General features: G+C 42.0%; 22 protein-coding genes. 11 read left to right on the top strand and 11 right to left on the bottom strand.

Annotated features, from left to right (window positions below):
- Positions 1–139 precede the first annotated feature (139 nt).
- The 4 genes from SNE_RS04055 to SNE_RS04040 are packed head-to-tail and all read left to right on the top strand — an operon-like array spanning position 140 to position 2,500.
- A complete protein-coding gene (locus tag SNE_RS04055) occupies positions 140–1,111 on the top strand; it encodes a diacylglycerol/lipid kinase family protein (protein ID WP_013943061.1) in 972 nt (323 codons plus the stop codon).
- A complete protein-coding gene (locus SNE_RS04050) occupies positions 1,090–1,773 on the top strand; it encodes an AzlC family ABC transporter permease (RefSeq protein WP_013943060.1) in 684 nt (227 codons plus the stop codon). The genes SNE_RS04055 and SNE_RS04050 overlap by 22 nt, the downstream gene beginning before the upstream one ends.
- Positions 1,770–2,081: a branched-chain amino acid transporter permease gene (locus SNE_RS04045; protein WP_013943059.1), complete on the top strand. Its 312-nt coding sequence runs from the start codon at positions 1,770–1,772 to the stop codon at positions 2,079–2,081. Before SNE_RS04050 ends, SNE_RS04045 begins: the two co-directional genes overlap by 4 nt.
- Before the next feature lie 2 nt (positions 2,082–2,083).
- A complete protein-coding gene (locus SNE_RS04040) occupies positions 2,084–2,500 on the top strand; it encodes a DUF2000 domain-containing protein (RefSeq protein WP_013943058.1) in 417 nt (138 codons plus the stop codon).
- Between the two features lies 1 nt (position 2,501).
- Here the strand turns inward: SNE_RS04040 and SNE_RS12185 are convergent, their stop codons facing one another.
- Together SNE_RS12185 and mtaB are read right to left on the bottom strand one after the other, a co-directional pair.
- The gene (locus SNE_RS12185; protein WP_053225331.1) at positions 2,502–3,554 is read right to left on the bottom strand and encodes a hypothetical protein; all 1,053 of its coding nucleotides are present in this window, start codon (positions 3,552–3,554) and stop codon (positions 2,502–2,504) included.
- Positions 3,535–4,803, bottom strand: a complete 1,269-nt coding sequence (gene mtaB / locus SNE_RS04030) for a tRNA (N(6)-L-threonylcarbamoyladenosine(37)-C(2))-methylthiotransferase MtaB (protein ID WP_013943056.1) — start codon at positions 4,801–4,803, stop codon at positions 3,535–3,537. Before mtaB ends, SNE_RS12185 begins: the two co-directional genes overlap by 20 nt.
- Before the next feature lie 74 nt (positions 4,804–4,877).
- Here mtaB and SNE_RS04025 point away from each other — a divergent pair, with 74 nt between their 5' ends.
- Complete coding sequence (locus tag SNE_RS04025) at positions 4,878–5,498, top strand: MarC family protein (RefSeq protein ID WP_158307207.1); 621 nt, start codon at positions 4,878–4,880, stop codon at positions 5,496–5,498.
- A 173-nt stretch (positions 5,499–5,671) separates the two neighbouring features.
- On the opposite strand, the gene radC is transcribed toward SNE_RS04025, so the two are convergent.
- From radC to SNE_RS03980, 9 genes are all read right to left on the bottom strand, one after another.
- Positions 5,672–6,364, bottom strand: coding sequence for a RadC family protein (gene radC, locus SNE_RS04020; RefSeq protein WP_013943054.1), 693 nt, complete (start codon positions 6,362–6,364; stop codon positions 5,672–5,674).
- A gap of 1 nt (position 6,365) precedes the next feature.
- Positions 6,366–7,673, bottom strand: coding sequence for a GTPase HflX (gene hflX / locus SNE_RS04015; RefSeq protein ID WP_013943053.1), 1,308 nt, complete (start codon positions 7,671–7,673; stop codon positions 6,366–6,368).
- Positions 7,667–8,446: an MBL fold metallo-hydrolase gene (locus tag SNE_RS04010; protein ID WP_013943052.1), complete on the bottom strand. Its 780-nt coding sequence runs from the start codon at positions 8,444–8,446 to the stop codon at positions 7,667–7,669. The genes hflX and SNE_RS04010 overlap by 7 nt, the downstream gene beginning before the upstream one ends.
- Positions 8,443–9,459, bottom strand: a complete 1,017-nt coding sequence (locus SNE_RS04005; RefSeq protein WP_013943051.1) for an NAD(P)/FAD-dependent oxidoreductase — start codon at positions 9,457–9,459, stop codon at positions 8,443–8,445. The genes SNE_RS04010 and SNE_RS04005 overlap by 4 nt, the downstream gene beginning before the upstream one ends.
- Positions 9,452–10,267: a hypothetical protein gene (locus SNE_RS04000; RefSeq protein ID WP_013943050.1), complete on the bottom strand. Its 816-nt coding sequence runs from the start codon at positions 10,265–10,267 to the stop codon at positions 9,452–9,454. The genes SNE_RS04005 and SNE_RS04000 overlap by 8 nt, the downstream gene beginning before the upstream one ends.
- 356 nt (positions 10,268–10,623) lie before the next feature.
- Positions 10,624–11,745, bottom strand: coding sequence for a hypothetical protein (locus SNE_RS03995; protein WP_013943048.1), 1,122 nt, complete (start codon positions 11,743–11,745; stop codon positions 10,624–10,626).
- A 311-nt stretch (positions 11,746–12,056) separates the two neighbouring features.
- Positions 12,057–12,995, bottom strand: a complete 939-nt coding sequence (locus tag SNE_RS03990; protein ID WP_013943047.1) for a hypothetical protein — start codon at positions 12,993–12,995, stop codon at positions 12,057–12,059.
- 206 nt (positions 12,996–13,201) lie between these two features.
- Complete coding sequence (locus SNE_RS03985) at positions 13,202–14,356, bottom strand: citrate (Si)-synthase (RefSeq protein WP_013943046.1); 1,155 nt, start codon at positions 14,354–14,356, stop codon at positions 13,202–13,204.
- A gap of 7 nt (positions 14,357–14,363) precedes the next feature.
- The gene (locus SNE_RS03980; RefSeq protein WP_013943045.1) at positions 14,364–15,356 is read right to left on the bottom strand and encodes a malate dehydrogenase; all 993 of its coding nucleotides are present in this window, start codon (positions 15,354–15,356) and stop codon (positions 14,364–14,366) included.
- A 156-nt stretch (positions 15,357–15,512) separates the two neighbouring features.
- Between SNE_RS03980 and SNE_RS03975 the strand changes: the two genes are divergently transcribed.
- The 6 genes from SNE_RS03975 (at position 15,513) to SNE_RS03950 (ending at position 21,210) form a co-directional block, all read left to right on the top strand.
- A complete protein-coding gene (locus SNE_RS03975; protein WP_013943043.1) occupies positions 15,513–16,715 on the top strand; it encodes a CPn0927/CPn0928 family alpha/beta hydrolase fold protein in 1,203 nt (400 codons plus the stop codon).
- A gap of 62 nt (positions 16,716–16,777) precedes the next feature.
- Positions 16,778–17,635 carry a formyltetrahydrofolate deformylase gene (purU, locus tag SNE_RS03970; protein WP_013943042.1) on the top strand — a complete coding sequence of 286 codons (858 nt, stop codon included), beginning with the start codon at positions 16,778–16,780 and terminating at the stop codon, positions 17,633–17,635.
- Between the two features lie 118 nt (positions 17,636–17,753).
- Positions 17,754–18,110, top strand: a complete 357-nt coding sequence (locus tag SNE_RS03965; RefSeq protein ID WP_013943592.1) for a transposase — start codon at positions 17,754–17,756, stop codon at positions 18,108–18,110.
- A complete protein-coding gene (locus SNE_RS03960) occupies positions 18,061–18,567 on the top strand; it encodes a transposase (RefSeq protein ID WP_079891495.1) in 507 nt (168 codons plus the stop codon). Before SNE_RS03965 ends, SNE_RS03960 begins: the two co-directional genes overlap by 50 nt.
- A 137-nt stretch (positions 18,568–18,704) precedes the next feature.
- Positions 18,705–20,837: a tetratricopeptide repeat protein gene (locus SNE_RS12180; protein ID WP_013943041.1), complete on the top strand. Its 2,133-nt coding sequence runs from the start codon at positions 18,705–18,707 to the stop codon at positions 20,835–20,837.
- Complete coding sequence (locus SNE_RS03950; RefSeq protein WP_013943040.1) at positions 20,830–21,210, top strand: hypothetical protein; 381 nt, start codon at positions 20,830–20,832, stop codon at positions 21,208–21,210. Before SNE_RS12180 ends, SNE_RS03950 begins: the two co-directional genes overlap by 8 nt.
- Positions 21,211–21,441 lie beyond the last annotated feature (231 nt).

The following is a 21,441-nucleotide window of genomic DNA, read 5'->3' as shown; positions in this document are numbered from 1 at the left end:
TTTAGATTTTCCTATGGAAACCCTCCCCTTGTCTCATGGACAATGTAGTCGATTTTGAGAGAGAAAAATTCAGCGAAAATCTGAATCAAATTAGCTATGGAATTTTTTGTTATGGAGCTCTAGAATAAAATGGGTGAAGATGAAACGGTTTTTTAAAATTCTTCTTATCTGCCTTTGCCTCTTTTGTGTGGGAGCCAAAAGCCCTCCGAAAAAAAAGGTGTGTTTCATTGTCAATCCGATTTCTGGAACCGGAAAAAATAAGAAGATCAAACCGCTTATCAAAAAGCATCTCGATCGGAAACAATTCGAATATAAAATCTTTTATACCGATCGACCCAAGCACGCAACAGAACTGGCTCAAAAAGCCCTCGAAAAAAAATTCGAAGTCGTCGTGGCAGTTGGTGGCGATGGAACCATCAACGAAGTGGCTCAAGGACTCATTGGATCGCCTGCAGCCTTGGGAATCATCCCAACGGGTTCAGGTAACGGTCTTGCTCGTCACTTTAAAATCCCAAGTGATCCTAAGCTTGCTATCGAAATCATCAATGAAAACCACGACCAGTGGATCGACACCGTCAAAATCAATCAAGAGTCGTATATTGGGGTAGCTGGGATCGGATTTGATGCCGAAGTCAGCCATGCTTTTTCTGAACTGGGAAAGCGAGGTTTTTCGTCTTATATCAAAGTCGTCCTCAGCGAGCTTCCGAACTACCAACCTCAAGCGTATGAGCTTGTCATCGACGGTAAACCCCTCGTCGAAAAAGCATTTCTCATCTGCTTTGCCAACAGTAAGCAATACGGCAACAATGCCTTCATTGCCCCTCACGCTGAAATTGACGATGGCTATCTGGACGTGATCATCTTAAAAGAATTTCCCAAACACGCCACCCCTAAACTCGTTCACGACCTTTTCAATAGACAAATTGAAGATTCGAAATACACCATCGCTCTCAAATGCCAAGAGGTGATCATCAAAAAGCCTTTGCATTACCTCCATCTCGACGGGGAACCCATGCAATTCAATGAAGATGTCTACATCCGCATCCTTCCTTCCTCTTTGAAAATTCTAACACCAACGGAAAAAGAAAAATGGTCCGACTTCCTTTTTTAACCGCCTTAAAAGATTCAGTTGCGACTTTTTTTGCTTACTTTCCTCTCGGGATCGTCTTTGGAATTCTCTTTGTTACAGAACTTAGCCTCCCTTGGTATTTGGCACCTTTGATGAGCCTTCTGGTTTTAGCTGGTGCAATTCAATTTGTTGCCATCGGAATTTTTGCTGCTCATGGGTCTATTTTAGGATTTTTCATCACCTCTCTCTTTGTCGCTCTTAGAAACAGTTTTTATGGTCTGTCAGTTCTTCACAGGTATGAAAAGGTCAGCTTTTGGCCCCGTCAATATCTCATCTTTGGCCTAGTTGATGCGACTTACTCTATTGTTCAACACCATGGAGAACGAAAAAATGAAATCCCCTACCTATTTCACCTCACTTGGGTGATTCATTTTTATTGGGTGAGCGGTACATTTATTGGGGCGTATTTTGGAAAGGGGTTTTTTCAAATTCCTGGGCTTGAATTTTCTCTCACAGCTCTTTTCACAGTCTTTTTCATCGAGCAGTGGAAGAAATGTAAAGACCTTTCGATTGCACTTGTTGCCCTGTTAGGTTTTGGTCTTGGGGTGATTTTCTTCCATAACCAAGCTTTTATCTTTGGTATCCTCATCACGCTCTTTTACATCTGCCTTAGATTCTTTTTGAAGGAAAGTAAGAAATCATGACAATCTCCACTTTCATTTTCATCACTATTGGACTTGCAATCATGGTTTTTTTCACACGCGCCCTTCCCTTTCTCTTTTCAAAACAGCTTAGATCAAGTAGGCTGGCGCAAGTTCTTTCCCGCTCTCTTCCTCTCGCGATCATGCTTTTGCTTGCCTTACACGGTGTCCGCACCAGTTCCAGTCACACAGCAGCGCTCATCGGTATAGGAATGACTGCATTCATCCACTTGACCTTTAAACAGCCTATCATTAGTATCTTTGCCGGAACTGCAACTTACGTCTTATTGATCCGCTATTTTGGAGGTTAATTATGAATCCATTTCAGCAAAAAATGATTGCCGTTATGAATCAAAGCTTGGAAGCAGGTGTTGCTCTCAATGCCCTTGCACACATGTGTATGGGACTAGGTGCTTCACTAGGGCCAACTGACCTCCTACTGATGGATTATGCTGACAAGAATGAAAACGCTCATCCCAACATTTCTAAAATGCCTTTAATCGTCTTGCGCGCCAATTCAAATAAGATTCGAGCCACACGCCAAGCTGCAATTGAAAACGGGATCGCCTTCACCGACTACCTCGATACGATGATCGGGGGCACTTGGGAAGAGCAGGCACAAAATACGCGTCAAAAAAACGATGAAGAACTGACCTACTATGGCATCATGCTATTTGGAAAGTGGGAAACAGTTTCCGAATTGACGAAGAAATTTTCCCTTTGGAAATAACCTATTTTTCAAACCGATCGAGAATATATGTTTTACCCGCTTCCAATTGAAGAGATTCTTCTATTTGGATGCGCTTTCCATCTAGACGAAAGGATTTGAGGTCTTTTTGCAGTTTGAGCTTCCATAACTGCTCTCCACTAGAGCGAAGCGTTAAACGGCGAACTGTTTTTTTCGACCAATCGAGATCGAGATTGAGATGCTCAGAAACCTGCAAATTCTCAGCGCGACCAGAGTGCAACTCAACAGGAAGGCAAGGAAGAACTTTGAGGTAGTCTCCTTCAGCACCGAGAAATAGCATTCGAATAAGATCGGCACCGTGACTAAGCAAAATGAGTGGTGAACCTTGCGCCTTTTTTTGAGGAGGAAGAATTCCCTGGAAATCGGTGTCGAGAAGCCGCGGGGTGAGCATACCTCCAAAACCGATTTGAAAAAGTTGGAGAAGCAGCGATCCGATTTGGGTACGATCCTGGGCTTCGATAGCTGTTTCACACTCTTTGAAAAGGACAGCTGTCCCTTCATAATGTAAATCCTCTTTAGGGCATTTGCGTCCTAATGCAAACCAAAGGGGTAGAATTTCTTCTAAGCTTAGTCTTCTTCGAATGAGTGTCCAATCTTGCTTTTTATGACACCCAAAATGAATTTTTTCATGAGGATGGACAAGCTGCTTATGAACAAGTGGAAATGCATACGATTCTTTTCGCTTTAAGACTTTTTTCTCTCCTTGAAACGAAAATGGAAGACCTCCCTCAGGGCATCTTTCGAGAAAGAGCACTATTGCATCGGGCTCTGCAGTCAGACGAAAGGAAAAGTAACCATCTTTTGCTGTACCGTAGATGCGAACAAAATCCCGCTCTAAGTCTTGCATTAGAGTGTACCCTTGAATGGGGCCTTGAGCTTCTAAAGAAAAGAGAATTTTTTCTCTCTCCACTCCTAGATTTTCGAGTTCAAACCGGGTGGGGTAAGCCCTCAATTTCCAAGATGAACTGGGTAACATGCACGTTTCACCAGGTAGATGAGAAAAGGGACGGATACGATTAGTAAGCTGCAATGGCATGAGCCTCCACCTTTTTTCCAATTAAACCTTCTACACTATTAGCAAAACACTCCACTTGAATCATTTCATTCGAGCGAAGCCCTTTCTCTTCAATGTACACGGGAAGAAAGTGATTGGTATGTCCCATGTTTTTACTTTCGATGAGGACATCAAATGTCCGTCCAATATAGCTTTGCCTCAGATCGTACGCCACTTCGTCAGCAACTTTAAGGAGGAGTTGACGCCTCTTATCGATTACTTCTTGGGCCACTTTGTTTGGCATGCGAGAGGCGCGCGTTTTTGGACGGTCACTATAAGGAAACATGTGCACTTTTGCAAAACGGATCTCGCGAATAAGATCGACAGTTTCTTGAAAGTCTTCTTCCGTCTCACCTGGAAAACCCACAATCACATCGGTAGTGAAGGTAAAATCGGAACTGGCTCTCTGGAGCCGCCTAGTTGCATCGAGAACGTCCCTGCGGGTGTATTTCCGGCGCATCCGTTTAAGCGTGACATTCGAACCAGCTTGCAGGACAATATGCATGGAGTGACAAGTCTTTTTTCCATTTATCACTGCATCGATTAAATCGTCTTCTACCTCATCGGGATCAATCGAAGAGATCCGGATTCTCTCTAGCCCTTCTATTTGATCGACGAGGCGAACAAGGGTACTCAGACGAACAGGATTCTCGGGCGTCCCTCCATCAAAATCTCCAATATTGATTCCTGTGAGGACAATTTCCTTGTAGCCATTTTCGACAAGTCCTTCGATTTCGGCGAGAATGTCGTAAACAGTTTTAGAACGCGAACGACCACGGACAAACGGGATAACACAGTAACTACAGTAAGAATTGCACCCATCTTGGATTTTGACAAAAGCCCGGGTATGAGCTTCAAACCGCTCAATCTTAAACTCAGGCCAATCAGTTTCGGGAAAGACTTCATCAAGGAGAGCTTCTTTCCGTTGATTCGGAACCACATCGGTGACTCCCTCAACTGCTCGGATTTCATCGGCAGCTCGCTCGGCCATGCACCCCGTAACAATGAGCCTTTCTGGAGAGTGCTCGCGCGCTAGCTTCCGAATTTGGTAAAGGCTGCGCTTGTCTGCTGAAGCCGTGACCGTGCAAGTGTTAACGATGCAGACATCTGCACTTTCCGTTTCGGCGGCTTCGCTATAGCCAGAAGCTTTCAACTGATCGATATAGGCCTGCGATTCATATTGATTGGTCCGACAACCTAAAGTGACAACTTTATATTTTTTCTTTTTCATCGATGCTATTATGCCACAGAAACCTCAGAAAAGAAAGACCTACAAAAAAATTCTATTTCTCTCTAGAATGCTTCGTGAATAAACCTAAGGAGATCATAATGCCTGCCCACCCTATCTCGATGGCGGTATCCCTCTTTTTTGTTATCAACGTCCTCGGGAACATCCCCCTCTTCATCGGCCTTTTAGCGCGCTACAGCCCGAGACAACAGCGTGTCATTCTGATCCGCGAATTCGTTTTAGCCCTCGTGATTCTCCTCCTCTTCAATTATTTTGGAGCCAATATTTTTCATCTTCTAGGTATTTCTCAACCCATCTTGGGAATGGCTGGAGGAATCCTCCTCTTGCTCATCGCCATTGGAATGATATTCCCCAAGCATGATCAAGAAGCTGGCCCCAAACACGAACCAATATTGGTTCCTCTTGCAACACCTGTGATCGCCGGACCTGGGTCAATCACTGCTGTGATGCTCTTTTCTAGTCGTTTAAACGATCAGCTCACTATGACAATGATCATCGTTGGAGCCATGTTTGTTTCATTCATGATCACCTTGATTGCCTCTCTTTTGAAGCATGGCCTTGGTGAAAAGGGGTTGATTGCTTTTGAGCGTTTGGGTGGAATGATCGTTGCCCTGATTGCCGTTCAGATGTTCGCATCAGGCGCGGTTGATTTCGTCAAACAAAGCTTTGCAATATAGAATGTAGTAACCTGAATTCTAAGTTTATTTCGCTCTTTCTTAGGGATTTTTCTCTTTCTTCTCAGCCTGCTTGCCTCGAAAAGGACCGTTTGGCCTTTTCCATCGGGAAAAATACCTCGAATTTAAGAGAACCCTCTTTCTTGAGTATAAGCAAAATAAACCCAGAGCTCAGGTTAGTAACCTTTGCGCCGAATGGCTCCTCTTTCCCAGAGAGAAACAAAAGTTCGTTTGCCAATGATAAGATGATCATCTAAGCGGATTCCCATAAGTCGACCCGAAGTCTCAACAAGTCTTGTGAGTTCAATGTCGCATTTGGAAGGAGTAGGACTGCCACTCGGATGATTGTGTACCAGGATGAAGCTAAACGCTCGATGAATGAGAACATGATGAAACACTTCGCGTGGATGTACGAGAACTTCGGATAGCGTTCCAGAGGCAATGATTTCATGGTGAAAGATTTCTCCTTTCACATTCCGAAAGAGAAGCGCCACCTTTTCTTGCTTTTCATCTTCCAAGTAAGGAGCAATGAGATAGTAGGCATCTTTGGGACACTTAACGGGAAATTTGGCAGCACCTGCGCGGCGCTGGAACCGCTTAGCAAGTGCAAAAATTGCTTTGAGCTGAACCGCTTTTGCTTGTCCGATTCCCTTGACTTGTGTGAGCTGACTTACTGAGGCTTCGAGAAGGCTCGAAAGACTTCCAAAAGTTGCTAACAGCTCCTCTGCAAGATGCAAAACAGAGTGACCTTGCCTCCCACTTCCCAAGCAAATGGCTAAAAGTTCGGTGAGAGAAAGGGCATCGCCGCCAAGAGTGAGAAATCTTTCACGAGGCCTTTCTTGAGGAGGAAGTTTTGTAAGCAGTGACATTCTAACTCTCCACAATGATGTAGGGCTCAACTTTGTGAAGCAAATGCTTCGGAATTTCAATCTCTATCAAAATATCATTTTCTTCATACTCTTGATGAATAAGCCGTCCCTCATTAAGTAAACGACTGACAAGGGCGTATTCTTTTTGCGGAATGCGAAGTTTAAGAACCGTTCTAAGGTCTTTGATCGTGTCCATCATCGTCCGCATCAAATCGTCAAAGCCTAGCTCTTTTAAAGCTGAAATCCCCACTACACGGGGATATTTCAACTTAAATCTTCCAATGATTCCTTTATTTTCAATGGCATCAATTTTATTAAGCACAGTGATCATAGGTTTACCTTCAGCTCCAAGTTCTTTCAAAACCTCATAGGTCGACTCGGCATGTTCTTCGGCTAGAGGGTGATTGATATCGACAAGATGGAGAAGAATGTCGGTATACATCGCCTCTTCAAGCGTGCTCTTAAAGGCTGCAACTAGTGTATGAGGAATTTTCCGGATAAAACCAACTGTATCAATAAGGAGAATCTCTTGGTGGTTCGGCAAAGTGAATTTACGCGTCGTCGTATCAAGTGTCGCAAAGAGTTTATCTTCAATGAGCACTTCTGCTTGCGTGAGCGCATGGAGGAGTGTCGATTTCCCCACATTCGTGTACCCAATGATGGCAAAAGTTGGAACACCAGAGCGAATACGTGCATGACGCTGCACATCTCTTTGGTGACGCACCTCTTCGATTTCATTTTTAAGCCGGGAGATCCGATCGCGCACCATCCGACGGTCTAATTCGATTTGCCGCTCCCCTGCCCCTTTCAAGAACCCTTTTCCACTTGCAACCTGTCGCGATAAGTGAGTCCAAAGGCGTTTGAGTCGAGGCAACTGGTAATGGCTCTTCGCCAGCTCAACTTGCAGCTTTGCTTCCCGCGTTTGAGCTCTTTGCGAAAAAATTTCTAAAATGAGTTCAGTCCGATCAATTACAGGCCGTTTGAAGATTTTTTCTAAGTTGCGCTGTTGATTGGGAGAAATCTCATCATCAAAAATCACTACATCTGCTTTGCTCTCATCAGCAGCGGCTTGTAGTTCTTCGATTTTACCTTTGCCAATATAAGTACTCGCTTCAATTTTTCGAAGCGGACACGGGTTTTTTGAAACCACTTCAAATCCATACGTATCAGCCAAAGATTCGAGTTCATCGATATGTTCTTTGCAAAGCATGAGATCAGAAGACTTGGTGTAACACCCAATTAATAGTGCTGTATTTAAATCGCTAATTTCATAGCGTACATCTTCGTATAGTCGCTTTTCATCTACCATAAGCGTATTTTCAATCCGTCGTAAGCCATTTCCATTCCATTTGGAAGTTTTGCATTCATTACATCATGATCTGTTTCATGAGCAACATGCGTTAAATAAGTTTTCTCACAGCCAATTTTTTTTGCAAATTCAATCACTTCCTGAATGCCCAAATGAGCTGCTGTTCGCTCCCAAGTCATCCCATCAATTACAAGTGTCTGCACTCCCTCTAATTGCTTATAAATCGATTCAGGATACTCTAAAATATCCACCACATAAGCAAAATCCTTAATCCTAATCCCCGTGACTTTCATTCCCTTTTGAAAGTAGCTAAAATACCGAAGTGAAAGTCCTTCAAATGTCGTTTCTCCTTCATGACCTTCAAGTACCTGAAAGTCAAACTTCATCACATGTGAGACATCTTCTTGTGAAGGGGGCATGATGTAGTGATACCGAATTTTGATTTCTTCTAACGTTTCTGGCGAAACCAAACATGGAACGGGGATTTTCTCTCGAAAAAAATAAATGCGGAGTTCATCAAGTCCTGCAATATGATCATAATGACTATGGGTAATGATCACTCCATCCAAACGATCGATCTGATGTTGCAGCGCCTGCGTCCGAAAATCTGGTCCAATGTCAACGACGTACCGCTTATCTCCAACTGTTAATAAAAGGGAAGGACGCAACCGTTTGTTTGCTGGTAATGACGAGTTGCAAACAGCGCAGTCGCACCCAATAACAGGAATTCCCATCGAAGCGCCGGTTCCCAAAAAAAGAGCTGCAGCTGTCATAGACGGACCTCCTTGGGAATCAATAAGGGATCATTTGCTACGATTGCCTGTGCAAGCATTTTTCCCATGAGACCATGATAGAGGAGTCCACGTGAACCCATTGCTGTGAGCACCCAAACCCCTTCTCGGAGCTTTCCAACAATTGGATGGTAAGTTTTCCGATTCACAACGCGCATGCCTGACAAACACTCTGTCACTTCGAATGCTCCATAGGAAGGAAGAAATTGCCCAATTCGCGAAAAAATCATTTCGGTTGCATGACCAATGCAGGGCTGCTCAGTGATAAACTCATGCTCATAAGTCGAACCCAAATAGCACCGATTCTCGTCCTCGCTCAAGGCTAAATACCCTTTCCCAACTAAACTAAATCCTGGATTGAAATAACTTGGCTTAGTGCATACTAAGAGCTGGCCCTTGTTAAGCTTGACATTCAAGCTTTCACACTCTTTCATCTTTCGAATGCCGCTTCCTGCTGCAATTACGATTTGATCAAACCCTTTTAATGAAGCCACATCGACTTCTTTCTTTTCCAGCTCAGCTCCCTCCTTTTGACACACTTTCCAAAGTCCTTTCAAATAGAGTTTTGGATGAACCGTTTGACCTGAGCGAATGAAAATACCAGGGCAAAAATGAGCACCTTTGACACGCTCATGACACGTCTTAGCATCCCACCACTCCACATCGTCTTGAGTATTTGCACGCTGAAGAAAAGCTTCTTTCTTTTTCTCGCTAATCGCTAGGTGTAAAATACCCTCTTTGCGGGCAACCGCACGCCCTAAAGCCTCGCTTGCTTTATCAATCAAAAGCTCGGCCTCTCGCATGGCTTCAAGTCCCCTCCAGCTCATACGGGCACTTTCTCCTGGGTACGGGTGCAAAAGACCCGAAGCTATTCCAGAAGCGCCACCCCCAATCCCTTTGGGATCAAAGAGTGTCACTTGATAGCCGCATTGCAGCAGATGATAACAAAGACCTAGGCCCGAAAACCCGGCGCCAACAATTGCAATCTTAGGCATGTCTTTTTTGCATGTGTACGTAGCTTTCTACCGCGAAATTGAAAAAGAAAAGAATACCCGGAGAAAGCAATGCCGTAAAGGGAATCATGATAAAAAACCACTGAAGGGCGATCGCTAGGGTTTCTGTTCGCATAAAAAAGTTTACTCCTGTCAAAAATGCAGCAAGGCAAAGAACTCCTACAATGACAAGTAAGGGAATGATCCCAACTAAAAATAAAGCTAGGTTAGAAAAAATATTTTCTGTAAACCGGCGGAAAACCTGCTCAGCTAATTTGAGTTTCATCCCTGTTTGAAGGGCAATATGGGGCGTCGCAAAAAAGAGGAGAAAGAGATTAAACAGACTTAAAACTAAGGATCCAAGAACCAATAAAAAGGGGCCAAATGCCAATAAAACCCCTAGTGTTTCACCTAGTGCTGGGATCTCTTTCAGCAAGTAAAAAACTCCCATGAGGACCCACAAAAGTAAATAGGAAAGCATAAGTGGCAGTGTCAAATAAGAAACCCCTACGAGAAGCTCCCAGGATTGACTGAGAATCTTCTTATAGCTGAGTGGAATCATCTTGACTTCATGGTGGTAAACGCGCGCTAATACGACCCCTGCAGCAAGCAAAAGCCCTGAAGACAAGAAAATCGGCAAGAAAGTCAAACTTAGAACCACCCACTGCCCTGCATGAATGGCAACCGCGCGACAAAAAACGGTCATTAAACCGCAAACGAGAAGCACAGGGAACATGAAGAGAAGCTTCCGTTTTGAAAACGAGAACTTCAAAGCGCGATTAAAGATGTGTTCAATTTCAGACCAAGTCATGGGCAGCACTCAAATACTTTTTCTCAAGTATAGGAACCTGCTTCATAATAAATCAATTTTTATCGATCAAGCTCTGTGGCTTGATCATGCTTATCTAAATCCGGTGGAGGATAGTTCGTAGACTCCTTAGGATCTCCTAAAGGAATATATCCCTTATAGGAACTCAACGATACGTCCAGCCAGGTAAGCTTGTTCTCCACTTTCCGTAGAGCAATGATGAAAAAAACTTAATTGCAAAAATTCTAATTTCTTTTGGTAATATTCAATTAGCTATCCAAGAGTTGGTTCATACGGCCCAGAGTACCATGGATGAGGTTTCGATAAAAGTCTCGTTCTTTCATTGGGAATTGATTCGCTCATAGTTTTTCAAATACCCTTCTTCTTTCTTTAGTACGCGTTGCCGGACCTGTAAGAATAAAGTGGCTTCCCTGCTCTCCATACCCAATTCCTTGACGTGTTGGGAAAGGAGCTGCATTATCATATACCACAACCCGATCAAACAAGAGCTTCAGATAATGACGAAAGTGTTCAACACCGACTTTCTCTGCTTCTCTAAATGCATTAAATCGGTTGGGATAATGCTCACTTAAGATATGGTAGAAAAAAGCTAAATCAAGCTCCTTTTCACCACCAAAACCGATGAGAGTCTCTCTTTCAGAAGCCTCCATATTGCCTAAAAAATCTTTTTTCCTCTTTGCAAATTCTTTTTCTCCCACCTTGTCTTTCCATTCTTGAAAAAGAGTGCGGTTCTCGTTCATTTCTTTTGATTGAAAACTCATTGGACAATTGATAGAACCATTTGGACAATCTACCTGAACGTCTTTGATATCAAATAAAATCCCCATACATCCCGTCGAGGTTTCAGTAATGAGCTCAGAAGATAAGAGTGGTTTTAACAAAGGAGTAACCTTCTGCCAAGCCCCGCGAATGAATTTAAGTGTCGAGATATCCACAACAACACGATCAAACATCCCTTCTAACTTTTGAATTATTCCTTCATCAGAGAAGTTCATTTGAAGATCGACACGGTTTTCTAGAATTGCAGGATCCCCTGCAATATTGCCTGCTACCCAAAGCCAGCCGTCTTCCTTAGGTACTGGCTGATTCTTATCTCTTCCGATGATTAACCCAATTTTCTTCCCTTCAGTAGAGGCTTTCAGTATCGTGTCAATCCCAAGCTGGTTCAATCGGTCAATCTCTTCTTGAGAAAGTCCGATTTCTTCTATAGGAGTTTCATTGATTGAAAAGGTTTTTTGATAAGCACGGCTCAGATGGTAAAGACCTGTATTGAAAAAGAGCAGCGCAGAAATTTCCCAGCCAAATAAAGTGCAAGAAAAGGCTACTAGGACTAACCCTGCGACTTTTTTGGCGCTTCCCTTCCAAGAGTCATCTTGAATCTTTCCGGCTTCTCGGTTAGTTGGAGCCAAGATATGGTCCCAATGAAGTGCAATTTTTGCTGTCTCTAACACCCTTGACATCTGCATATTATCTCCGATTTTAGCAAATCCAGAGAAAAATATAACCCATTGAATCTTAAAAGAAAAGCCGATTTTTTAATCGGTAAGATAACTGACTTACAATATCTTTAATCTCTTGGATATAAGATGCGGTATCATTATGTTAAAAAACGAACTTTATTAACCTAAACTCCGGGCTTATATAGTAAAGCATGAGTAGTAACGTCAAATGTAGCTCAAGGAATATACTATTTTTAAAGAACTTAACAATCCAAATCAGTTAGGAATATTGAAAATTGATGCGCTTATAGTTTTTTAAATACCATCCTTCTTCATTTAGTACGCGTTTTCGGACCTGTGAGAGCAAAGTGGCTTCTCTTCTCTCCAGCCCCAATTCCTTGACGTGTTGGGAAAGGAGTTGCATCGTCATATACCACAACCTGATCAAACAAGCTCCCCAGATGTTGACGAAATTGTTCAACGCCAACTTTTTCAGCTTCTTTTTTTGCATTAAATCGGTTTGGATAATTCTCATTTAAGATATGGTAGAAGAAGGCTAAATCACATTCCTTTTCGCTTCTAAAACCGATGAGCTTCCCTCCCATAGAAGCCACCCTATTATCTAAAAATTCTTTTTTCTTCTTTGTGCATTCTTTTTCTCCAACTTTGTCTTTCCACTTTTGAAAAAGAAGGCGATTCTCCTTCATTTCTCTTGATTGAAAACTGAATGGGAATTCGATAGAACCATTCAGGCAATCTACCTGAACCTCTTGGATATCAGGTAAAAGGTCCATACATCCTGTTGAGGTTTCAGTAATGAGCTGAGAAGATGGGAGTGGTTTTAGCAAAGGAGTTACCTTCTGCCAAGCTCCATGAATGAATTTTAGTGTCAAGGAATCGACAACAACACGATCAAACATCCCTTCTAATTTTTGAATTGTTCCTTCATCAGAGAAGTTCATTTGAAGATCGATACGATTTTCAAAAATTGCTGGATCCCCTCTAATATTGCCTGCTACCCATAGCCAACCCTCTTCGGTAGGCACTGCTTGGTCCTTATCTCTTCCGATGATCAACCCAATTTTCTTCCCTTCAGTAGAGGCTTTCAGTATCGTGTCAATCCCAAGCTGGTTCAATCGGTCGATCCCAAGCTGGTTCAATCGGTCGATCCCCTCTTGAGAAAGCCCTATCTCTTCTCGTGGAGGTGGAGCTGAAACATGATCCCAATGAAGCGCATTTTTTGATGTCTCTAACACCCTTGAAATTTCCATAGCATCTCCCTTCTTAGCTAATTCAAAATATGATTATAACTAGTCGAATCTTAAAAAACAAGAAAATCTGACTTAGAAGATCTTTAATGCTTTGGCTATACAAATTTTACCCTACTGCTATCACGTTAGACATCGCACGAAGTTAAAATAGCATCAATAAGCTCTTAATCAGGCATAAACATTAAGATTTGTTAAACGACTTTTAATTACTGAGGCTTAAAAAGATAGCGAGGACGAATAATCGGTGTTCCCTTTCCTCCACGAGCTTCACATCGCTCGTAGACGATTTGAATTGAAATGCCTAAGCAGCGGGCAAGACCAAAGAGAACGGTAAAGTACTCGGGATAACCAAATCCAGCAGCTGTGAGAACGGTCCCTGAAACTGCGTCGACATTCGGATAAGGGTCAGAAATTTTAGGGTTTTCTTTCAAAACTTTTGGCCCTTCAGAGCGAAGCAAAAAGGCGATTTTCACGAGAGGATGGTCTTTAAATTTCTCTTCAGCAATATCATAAAAAATTGCCGCTCGGGCATCTTCTGCACGAAGAACAGCATGGCCAAATCCATAAACAAGTTCATTATTTTGCAGACGCTTTCGGATAAGATTCTCGACTTGATTCGCAGAAGCTCCTTCACCCACTTCATCGAGAACTAATTGAACAAACTGCAGACAGTCTTGATTCGCTTTTCCATGACGTGGACCTGCTAAAGCACACATTGCTGATGCAATCGAACCATACATATCTTCCAGACCTGAAGCCACAGCCTTTCCTACAAATGTCGACAGATTCCCTCCTCCATGATCGTAATGGAGAATGTTAAAAAGTCTAAAGACCTCAGAGAGCTCATCTTTTTTGGCCTTAGGGACTTGCAGCATGTGAGCAAAGTTTTCCATGTAGCCCATTTCTCCATTTGGAGCAGGAGTTGGACCCCAACCAGCATGATGGTTGATCACTATGGCTGTTAGATGAGGAAGTTTTGCAATTAAGTTGAGGCAATCTTCTTTATAATCTTTTAGCCCTTCAAGCATTCCCAAAATGAGCAGTGCTGAGCAAAACAATTTCATGGGGTGTCCTTGACGAGGCAAACTCTCGATATGTTTCGCTACAGCTTGAGAGCAATGAGCCCTTTTTTTAAGCTCTTGTGAAAATTGGGAGATGTCTTGAGCTGAGCCTTCTTTCCCGTGATGGAGAAGGTAAATCACCCGTTCAGGCTCCCACTTATAAAGCTCGGAGATCGGACGCCCTCGATAAAAAAGTCCTTTAATGGGATCCACATAGGACGTGGTGCAGTATCCGACAGGATAACCGCGCATCCCTGTTTCGAGTTGCTCTTTTGTCACTTCAAAAAGGACTTCTTCCATCACTGCCTCATTTCAATAAATGTGCGATTGCATCGCGTTCTTCTAGGAGCTCTTTTTCGGTTTCTGCAATTCTTTCTTTCAAAAATAGATCCCACTCAAGCCCGTTAACGATGTTTACTTGATTTTCTTTTAATGTCCGACATGGAAAGGAAAAAATCAAGTCATCTTTAATACCATAGGGATTTCCATTCGACAAGACACACATGGAATACCATGAATCGCCTTTCGTTGGAGTGAGGATCGACCGCACTCCATCGAGAATTGCATTTGCTGCAGATGCTGCAGAAGATTTACCTCGCGCACCAATCACTGCGGCTCCACGCTTTTGAACGCAAGTGACAAAATCTCCTTCTAAATAGGCTCTATCTTTAATGACGTCTGTTGCCTTTTTTCCTCGAATCGTCGCATTGACAAAATCAGGAACTTGAGTCGCTGAGTGATTCCCCCATATTGTCACTTTCTCGACTTCAGTAATATCCACTCCCGCCTTATGAGCAAGTTGAAATTGCGCTCGGTTTTGATCGAGGCGTGTCATCGCGAAGAAATGATCGTTTGGAATATCAGGCGCATTGTGCATCGCAATCAAACAATTGGTATTGCACGGATTACCCACGACAAAAACGAGAACATCTTTAGCAGCGGCATTATTTAGCGCTTGGCCTTGACCTACAAAAATTTTTCCATTGTCTTGCAGGAGATCTTTCCGTTCCATTCCAGGTCCACGAGGCTTTGCTCCAATGAGTAGTGCGACATTGACATCACCAAAAACATCAACAGGATCGGTGCCGATTTTAATTTCTTTCAGCAGTGGGTAGGAACAATCTTCAAGCTCCATCACCACCCCTTTTAAGGGTTCTAAGCCTTGGGGCACTTCTAAGATATGAAGAGCAATGGGCTGATCAGGGCCAAAGAGTTCTCCACTTGCAATGCGAAAGAGGACGCTATAGGCAATTTGCCCTCCCCCACCTGTCACAGCTACTCGTTTTAAAGGTTTTGCCATACTATTTTCTCCAAAAGGGCTAATAAATTCTATTTAAAGGTTTACACTCTTATTCCTCAAGAGAAAAAAGCAAGGAAATTTTGTGAAATTTAAAGATTTCTTCATTGTTAATTTCTAACATTTTCTGTATAGTTTTTGCAAAAAGTAAAGGCAATTATGGAATTATACGATATTTTACATGGTTCAGATGCTTTTTATACGCAATCAAACTACATAGAAAAAGCAAAAGAAGAGTTTAAGACCAATCAATCTCCTGCTCCGACTCATGTAATTGAGACAGGTAATAAGGTCTGGCGCATCGCGCAGCAAGTTCTCTTCACAGTGGGATGCCTCTGCCTCTGTTACATGCTTATGCATAAACTCGGAAGTTTTTTTGAGTTTTTTCGAAATTATGGCCTTCCTCTTGTGCCCTCAGTTTTACAACTCGCCCTTTTTCCTTTTACCCTTCCTCACTTAATTCACGGCCTAATTGGCCTTGCAACTGTACCGGGATCGGTCCTTAGCTTTTTTGTTTCCTCATCTTGGAGAAAAGAAATTGACATAGAGGGATTAAACGAAGAAGGCTTCAAGGTGAAACGTTTCTCAATTGAAGTCGATGGTTATACGATCGATGCGATGATGATAGGCCGCAACTTGGCTAGTGATCGTTGGATGCTCATGTCCGGGGGGAATGGAGAGTTGTACGAAGCTTTAGGTTGCCCTGACTATGGGCAATACATTCAGGCTAATTTGACCTCTTTTTTAGATGGGCTTAAAACAAATGCTATTCTCTTTAATTATGCAGGTGTAGGTGCAAGCTCTGGACTACCAAATCGAGACATCATGATTAAAGCCTACAAAGCTCTTTTGGAAATCTTAGAAGAAGACATCAAAGCCAAGACAATCTTTGGATATGGCCACTCCATTGGTGGAGGGGTACAAGCTGAAGCCCTCAAAAATCACGAATTTAAAAAAGATATCCGATATCTCTTTATGAAAAGCCGTACCTTTACTGACTTTGCTGATACAGCCGCAGATGTTCTCTTTAAACCGCTCGATAAGCTCCTCCGTTTTGTCAATTGGAACTTTGAAACTCTTAAGTGTTCTACAGAGCTAAAATGTCCTGAATTGATCTTTCAAACAACAAGTGCTCATTTCTACGAAGATATCTCTAAATACATCGAGTCTATCATCGCTGATCCCCTTATTTCTCCTGCTGTTGCGCTTGCGCAAGGTCTTCTCTCTCAAGACACCTCTTGGAAGCATAAATTCTTCATGGGAATTCGCGAACGGCACAACGATGGAATCCCCTTTGTCAACGGAAGAATTGCAAAGAAGGTTGAAGAAATGCTCGATGCGTATTATGGCAAGAAAGCATAAAGTGAATTTGACTTCATTTGCGGACTCGCTCAGAAATAAGGGTTTGTGCTATCTTGTTTCTCATGTTTGAAAATGAATTTATTTTAACTCTATCTTGCCAAGATCGGATTGGAATCGTTGCTGCTGTTACGGGAATGCTTGCAACAAATGGAATGAATATTCTTGAACTTTCTCAGTTTAGTGACCCGTCTACTCAGCAGTTTTTTATGCGCCTCGATTTCCGAGTTGAAAGCGGACCTTCCAGTGAAGACCAGATTTGCGAAGCTTTTAAGCCCGTTGCCGAAAAGTTTGGCATGAGTTTTGAGTTGCATGATAAAAACTATCGCCCAAAAGTATTAATCATGGTCTCGAAGCTCAGCCATTGTTTTAATGACCTTTTGCATAGACATAAAAATGGCACTCTTCCGATTGAAATTCCTGCCGTTGTGTCCAACCATGAAGATCTTGAGGAAATGGCTTCTTGGTACAATCTCCCCTTTTATCACTTCCCGATCACCCAAAAAAATAAAATCGAGCAAGAAAAAAAACTTTTTAAGCTCGTTCAAGACCTCGAAATCGATCTCATAGTTCTAGCTCGGTACATGCAAATCATTTCTGAAGATTTATGCAAAAAACTTCATGGAAAAATCATCAACATCCACCACTCTTTTCTCCCCAGCTTCAAAGGAGCAAAACCCTACCATCAAGCCTATGAGCGAGGAGTGAAAGTCATAGGAGCAACAGCCCACTACGTCACCGCTGATTTAGATGAGGGGCCTATTATCGACCAAGAAACGATCCGGGTACGCCATGATCACACACCCAAACAGCTTGTGCAGCTAGGATGTGATGTCGAATGCCTCGTCCTTGCTCGCGCTCTCAAATATCAAGTTGAACAGCGCGTCATTCTCAACAACAATAAAACAGTTGTTTTTAGTTAACCGTAATTTGCCGATCTTAAGTGACCACATGTTTCTAATATTGTATCACTTAAGTCCAAGAATCTATCCAACTAAAAAGTTAAATGCTATATTCTTTTAAAAAAATTTAGGAGATGACATGGCAGGATTTAAGTGTTTATCAGATGAACAATGGCAACTCATTGAAGGTCTTATGGACCATACTTTTCCTTTGGAGAGAGGAACTCCTCGAAGTGATCTACGCAAAACCTGGAATTCAATACTCTTTATCTTAACGAGAGGATGTCGTTGGGCGGATCTTCCGACAGATTCCTCTCTTTTTATCCCTCGTTCTACAGCTCACAAATGGTTAAAGCAATGGAGTGTTGAAGGAGTTTTTGATAAGGTGATGAGTGGGCTATTACAGATAGCAATAATGGAAGGAAAAGTTGATCTTTCTCAAGTAGCTGTGGACGGTTCTTTTTCCCCCCGCTCCAGGAGGAGGGGAAAAAGTTGATTATGGTTATAAAGGCAAGGGAGTTCTGCTTCACTTGCTTATCGATAAAAACGGCAATGCAATAGCCATTACAACTACCGATGCAAAGGGGGATGAAAAACAGGAAGTTAGCAGATTGCTTACACAGCTTCCATTAAAGTCACTCAAAGGGCGAGTAGTTGTTCTTGAGGCAGACAAAGGTTATGATGCAGGCTGGTTACGTCAGTTTTTGTTAAACATGGGAATATTTCCTCTAATTCCCTATCGGAAAATCAAAGGAAGATGGGCGCCAGAAATTAACGAAGTTACCCATTTCTTCAAATTGAGCCCACAACGCTGGAAGGTAGAACGAGCTTTTGCTTGGTTAAAAAGACGTTGTCGTCGGCTATTGATGCGATGGGAGCGTTTATTCGTGATATGGAATGGATTGGTAATATTGGGGGTAGTTTATACTTGGATAAAAAATTTAGTTGGATAGGTTCAAAGAATTCCGAAAGCTTTCGCGTTGTCTGAACCCAACTTTTGAAGTTGTTTGAGTATAAATCAAAACTCTCAGTTGCAATAAATTTTAACAGAAAATAATCTTCAAGCTTTCCAGAAAAAACTGGAGAACTCATGAAAAGAATATTACTCTGTTTACTCTTCCTACAGAGCACTCTCATTGCTGATTGGTCTGACAGGTTTTCTTCTAATGTTCCTTGCGAAAAATACTTTGTTTGCCCTTATCATTGTGGCAGCTGGGGCACGACCGGTGCTCGCGAAGTGGAGTGGCAATTCATCCTCACTTTATGGGAACTCCATCGTTTGAGCGCTGCCTCGCAAAATGAGGATTTTTGCTTTTCAAAACCCACTCATTTTGATGACCCATGGTATCAGAATATATTCAATGAAAACTTACTCATCACATCAAATGCGGTTAACTGTTCAGAGCGGCTAAACTGGAACATTGAACATCATGATGAAGATGGAGCTCATCAAGGAAAAACATTTCATTGGACCTATTATACAGATTTTGGTTCAGGAGAAAGACACGAAGATTGGGGTTCTCATCAATTTGACAATCTAGAGAATGCTATAGGAACACTAGAATCTGTTGCGTTTCAAGAAGAAATGATCTTCTTTGGGCACATCGAAGAAGTATACAGTCATGAATTTAAGCTCATAGAAATAGAAAATTCAGAATGCGAAAGCCTCCTCAGGAATAATAAAATAAATCTACAGAAACAACTCGACTTTATCGAGAAGTGCGAACTAGAAGACCCCTCTTATACAAGTTCGTTTGCAGAAAAACGAGTGAATAATTTCACAAAAAACATTAGCAAATACGAAAAACAATTAGCTGAAAATAAGAAGCGGTTGGTTAAACTTGAAAAAGAATATGCTTCTAAATCTGCTGCTTACACTGAATTTCACCCCTATTTTTCTGCTCAACTCCAAAAGGTCAAAGATACCTATCTTAATATTTTCACTCATTGTATTGAAGAACATGAAGCCCCTAGTGCTTTATATACACGATCTCAAATACACTTTCTCGATGGATATTTCATGGATTGTTTAGCAGACCTCAGCAGGCTCCTTGAGATCACTTCTCTAGAAACACTTAAAGAAAAAACCGAAGAAGACTTGCTACTCAGAAAAGGCCAACTACAAACCCAACTAGGTCTTTTTGACGAAGCAATCCAAACTCTCACATCCTGTATTCGTGAGAATCCCAAGAACAAAGAAAGTTATTTCGAGAGAGCCGTTGCCTATTTTGAAAAAGGTAACTTCGAGCTCTCCATCGCTGACTTTTTGCAAGCCGACTACAAACCTAAGCCTACAATAGGAACAGTCGGCCTAGATTTTTGCGCTGGATTAATTTCGGGCATTTGCATCAGTGCCGGTGATACAACTATCCACTTCATTCCTTCTATGCTTAGCTCGATAAGTGGCCTAGCTCATGGACTCTGGGCTTTTGCCTGTGATCCAACAGATGTCTCTGTACAAATGTACCATGCTTGTCGAGCGCTAATTGATTTTCTTACCGATCACTCTACTTTAGAAGTGATTCAAACTCTTGTCCCTGAAGTAAAAGAACTCATGCATAATTCCAAAACTCTTTCCGAGAGAAGAAAAGGAGAGCTCATAGGTTCAATCATCGGGCGTTATGGGACTGACTTTCTCCTCTTTGCCGGTATTGGAAAAGGTGTGAAAGTCTTTCACGATCTTCAGCGTGCAAACCGCTTCTTAACCCTAGAAAAAATGGCAAAAGATGCCTCAAAATGGACGACGCTTGAAGAAATTCATCAAGCATGGTGGAAAAAAACAAAGTCAACCCTCGACCAAATAAAAGTTGCAGAAGAGTCAAAACTAAGCCACGCTTTAGGATCTGCTTTTAAAAATGAATGCTTATCAGAGCTTCAGGTCAGAAAAATACTGCATCATTGTGGCTATAAAACCTTTCCAAGACCTAAAGGTATTCCTCAAAACTGGAAGATTATGATTTCTGAAAAAGGGGGTGGTATGAAATACCGACTGGAATCTGTGGGGAAAGGAGGAAAAACGGTTGTCCATGCTGAAGTAAGAATAATGCCTGGTAATCCTATAAGTTCTAACCCATTACAGCAACAGCCTTACGCAAAACATTCGGTACATGGAAAAAGCATAGATAAAAATGGTAAATTTGTAGACGCTTCATCTCCTTCATCCCATATTCCACTCCAAGATTACGACTTTGAAAAGTTAAGTAGAGCAGTACCATATGGATGAAATCATACTCACAGAAAAAAATGACCTAAGTTACTACGAAGGATTTTTGGCTTCTCTGAAATGTTTATTTGATACTAAAAAACAAAAAATAGCTTGGTTAGACAGTGATTATTCAGAATTTACAGATTTTTCTGAAATTTATATGGATTTTTGTAATTTTTGTGTAGTCATCCTAACGTGGTCTGAACTCTCCATAGAACAGCATTCCGCCCTCCAAGAACTATACAATGCTATGATAAACTATGATCAATTGGTTTCTAAAGAAAACAAAAGCGATAAAGAGATTTTCCGTGACCCAAGATGGCAACTGATCTGTAAGCTTGCCAATACCGTCTACGGAAAGATTAGAAATGTAAAGCTTATTAACAACTAAGGAGATGTCTAACTTTCTAATAGAGGATTTGGCCCATAACGGTTTTCTCCTTCTTGCAAATAAACGTTGCAGAAGAGTCAAGACTCTAAGCCACGCTTTAGGATCTGCTTTTAAAAATGAATGCTTATCAGAGCTTCAGGTCAGAAAAATACTGCATCATTGTGGCTATAAAACCTTTCCAAGACCTAAAGGTATTCCTCAAAACTGGAAGATTATGATTTCTGAAAAAGG

The sequence above is a fragment of the Simkania negevensis Z genome (genome assembly GCF_000237205.1).
GTDB lineage: Bacteria > Chlamydiota > Chlamydiia > Chlamydiales > Simkaniaceae > Simkania > Simkania negevensis.
The sequence above is the reverse complement of the archived record's forward strand: the minus strand, read 5'-3'. Positions and strand labels throughout refer to the sequence as shown.

Coding starts and splice junctions, on each gene's coding strand:
- SNE_RS04055 (WP_013943061.1), top strand. CDS start 140: ATGAAACGGTTTTTTAAAATTCTTCTTATCTGCCTTTGCCTCTTTTGT.
- SNE_RS04050 (WP_013943060.1), top strand. CDS start 1,090: ATGGTCCGACTTCCTTTTTTAACCGCCTTAAAAGATTCAGTTGCGACT.
- SNE_RS04045 (WP_013943059.1), top strand. CDS start 1,770: ATGACAATCTCCACTTTCATTTTCATCACTATTGGACTTGCAATCATG.
- SNE_RS04040 (WP_013943058.1), top strand. CDS start 2,084: ATGAATCCATTTCAGCAAAAAATGATTGCCGTTATGAATCAAAGCTTG.
- SNE_RS12185 (WP_053225331.1), bottom strand. CDS start 3,554: ATGCCATTGCAGCTTACTAATCGTATCCGTCCCTTTTCTCATCTACCT.
- mtaB (WP_013943056.1), bottom strand. CDS start 4,803: ATGAAAAAGAAAAAATATAAAGTTGTCACTTTAGGTTGTCGGACCAAT.
- radC (WP_013943054.1), bottom strand. CDS start 6,364: ATGTCACTGCTTACAAAACTTCCTCCTCAAGAAAGGCCTCGTGAAAGA.
- hflX (WP_013943053.1), bottom strand. CDS start 7,673: ATGGTAGATGAAAAGCGACTATACGAAGATGTACGCTATGAAATTAGC.
- SNE_RS04010 (WP_013943052.1), bottom strand. CDS start 8,446: ATGACAGCTGCAGCTCTTTTTTTGGGAACCGGCGCTTCGATGGGAATT.
- SNE_RS04005 (WP_013943051.1), bottom strand. CDS start 9,459: ATGCCTAAGATTGCAATTGTTGGCGCCGGGTTTTCGGGCCTAGGTCTT.
- SNE_RS04000 (WP_013943050.1), bottom strand. CDS start 10,267: ATGACTTGGTCTGAAATTGAACACATCTTTAATCGCGCTTTGAAGTTC.
- SNE_RS03995 (WP_013943048.1), bottom strand. CDS start 11,745: ATGTCAAGGGTGTTAGAGACAGCAAAAATTGCACTTCATTGGGACCAT.
- SNE_RS03990 (WP_013943047.1), bottom strand. CDS start 12,995: ATGGAAATTTCAAGGGTGTTAGAGACATCAAAAAATGCGCTTCATTGG.
- SNE_RS03985 (WP_013943046.1), bottom strand. CDS start 14,356: ATGGAAGAAGTCCTTTTTGAAGTGACAAAAGAGCAACTCGAAACAGGG.
- SNE_RS03980 (WP_013943045.1), bottom strand. CDS start 15,356: ATGGCAAAACCTTTAAAACGAGTAGCTGTGACAGGTGGGGGAGGGCAA.
- SNE_RS03975 (WP_013943043.1), top strand. CDS start 15,513: ATGGAATTATACGATATTTTACATGGTTCAGATGCTTTTTATACGCAA.
- purU (WP_013943042.1), top strand. CDS start 16,778: ATGTTTGAAAATGAATTTATTTTAACTCTATCTTGCCAAGATCGGATT.
- SNE_RS03965 (WP_013943592.1), top strand. CDS start 17,754: ATGGCAGGATTTAAGTGTTTATCAGATGAACAATGGCAACTCATTGAA.
- SNE_RS12180 (WP_013943041.1), top strand. CDS start 18,705: ATGAAAAGAATATTACTCTGTTTACTCTTCCTACAGAGCACTCTCATT.
- SNE_RS03950 (WP_013943040.1), top strand. CDS start 20,830: ATGGATGAAATCATACTCACAGAAAAAAATGACCTAAGTTACTACGAA.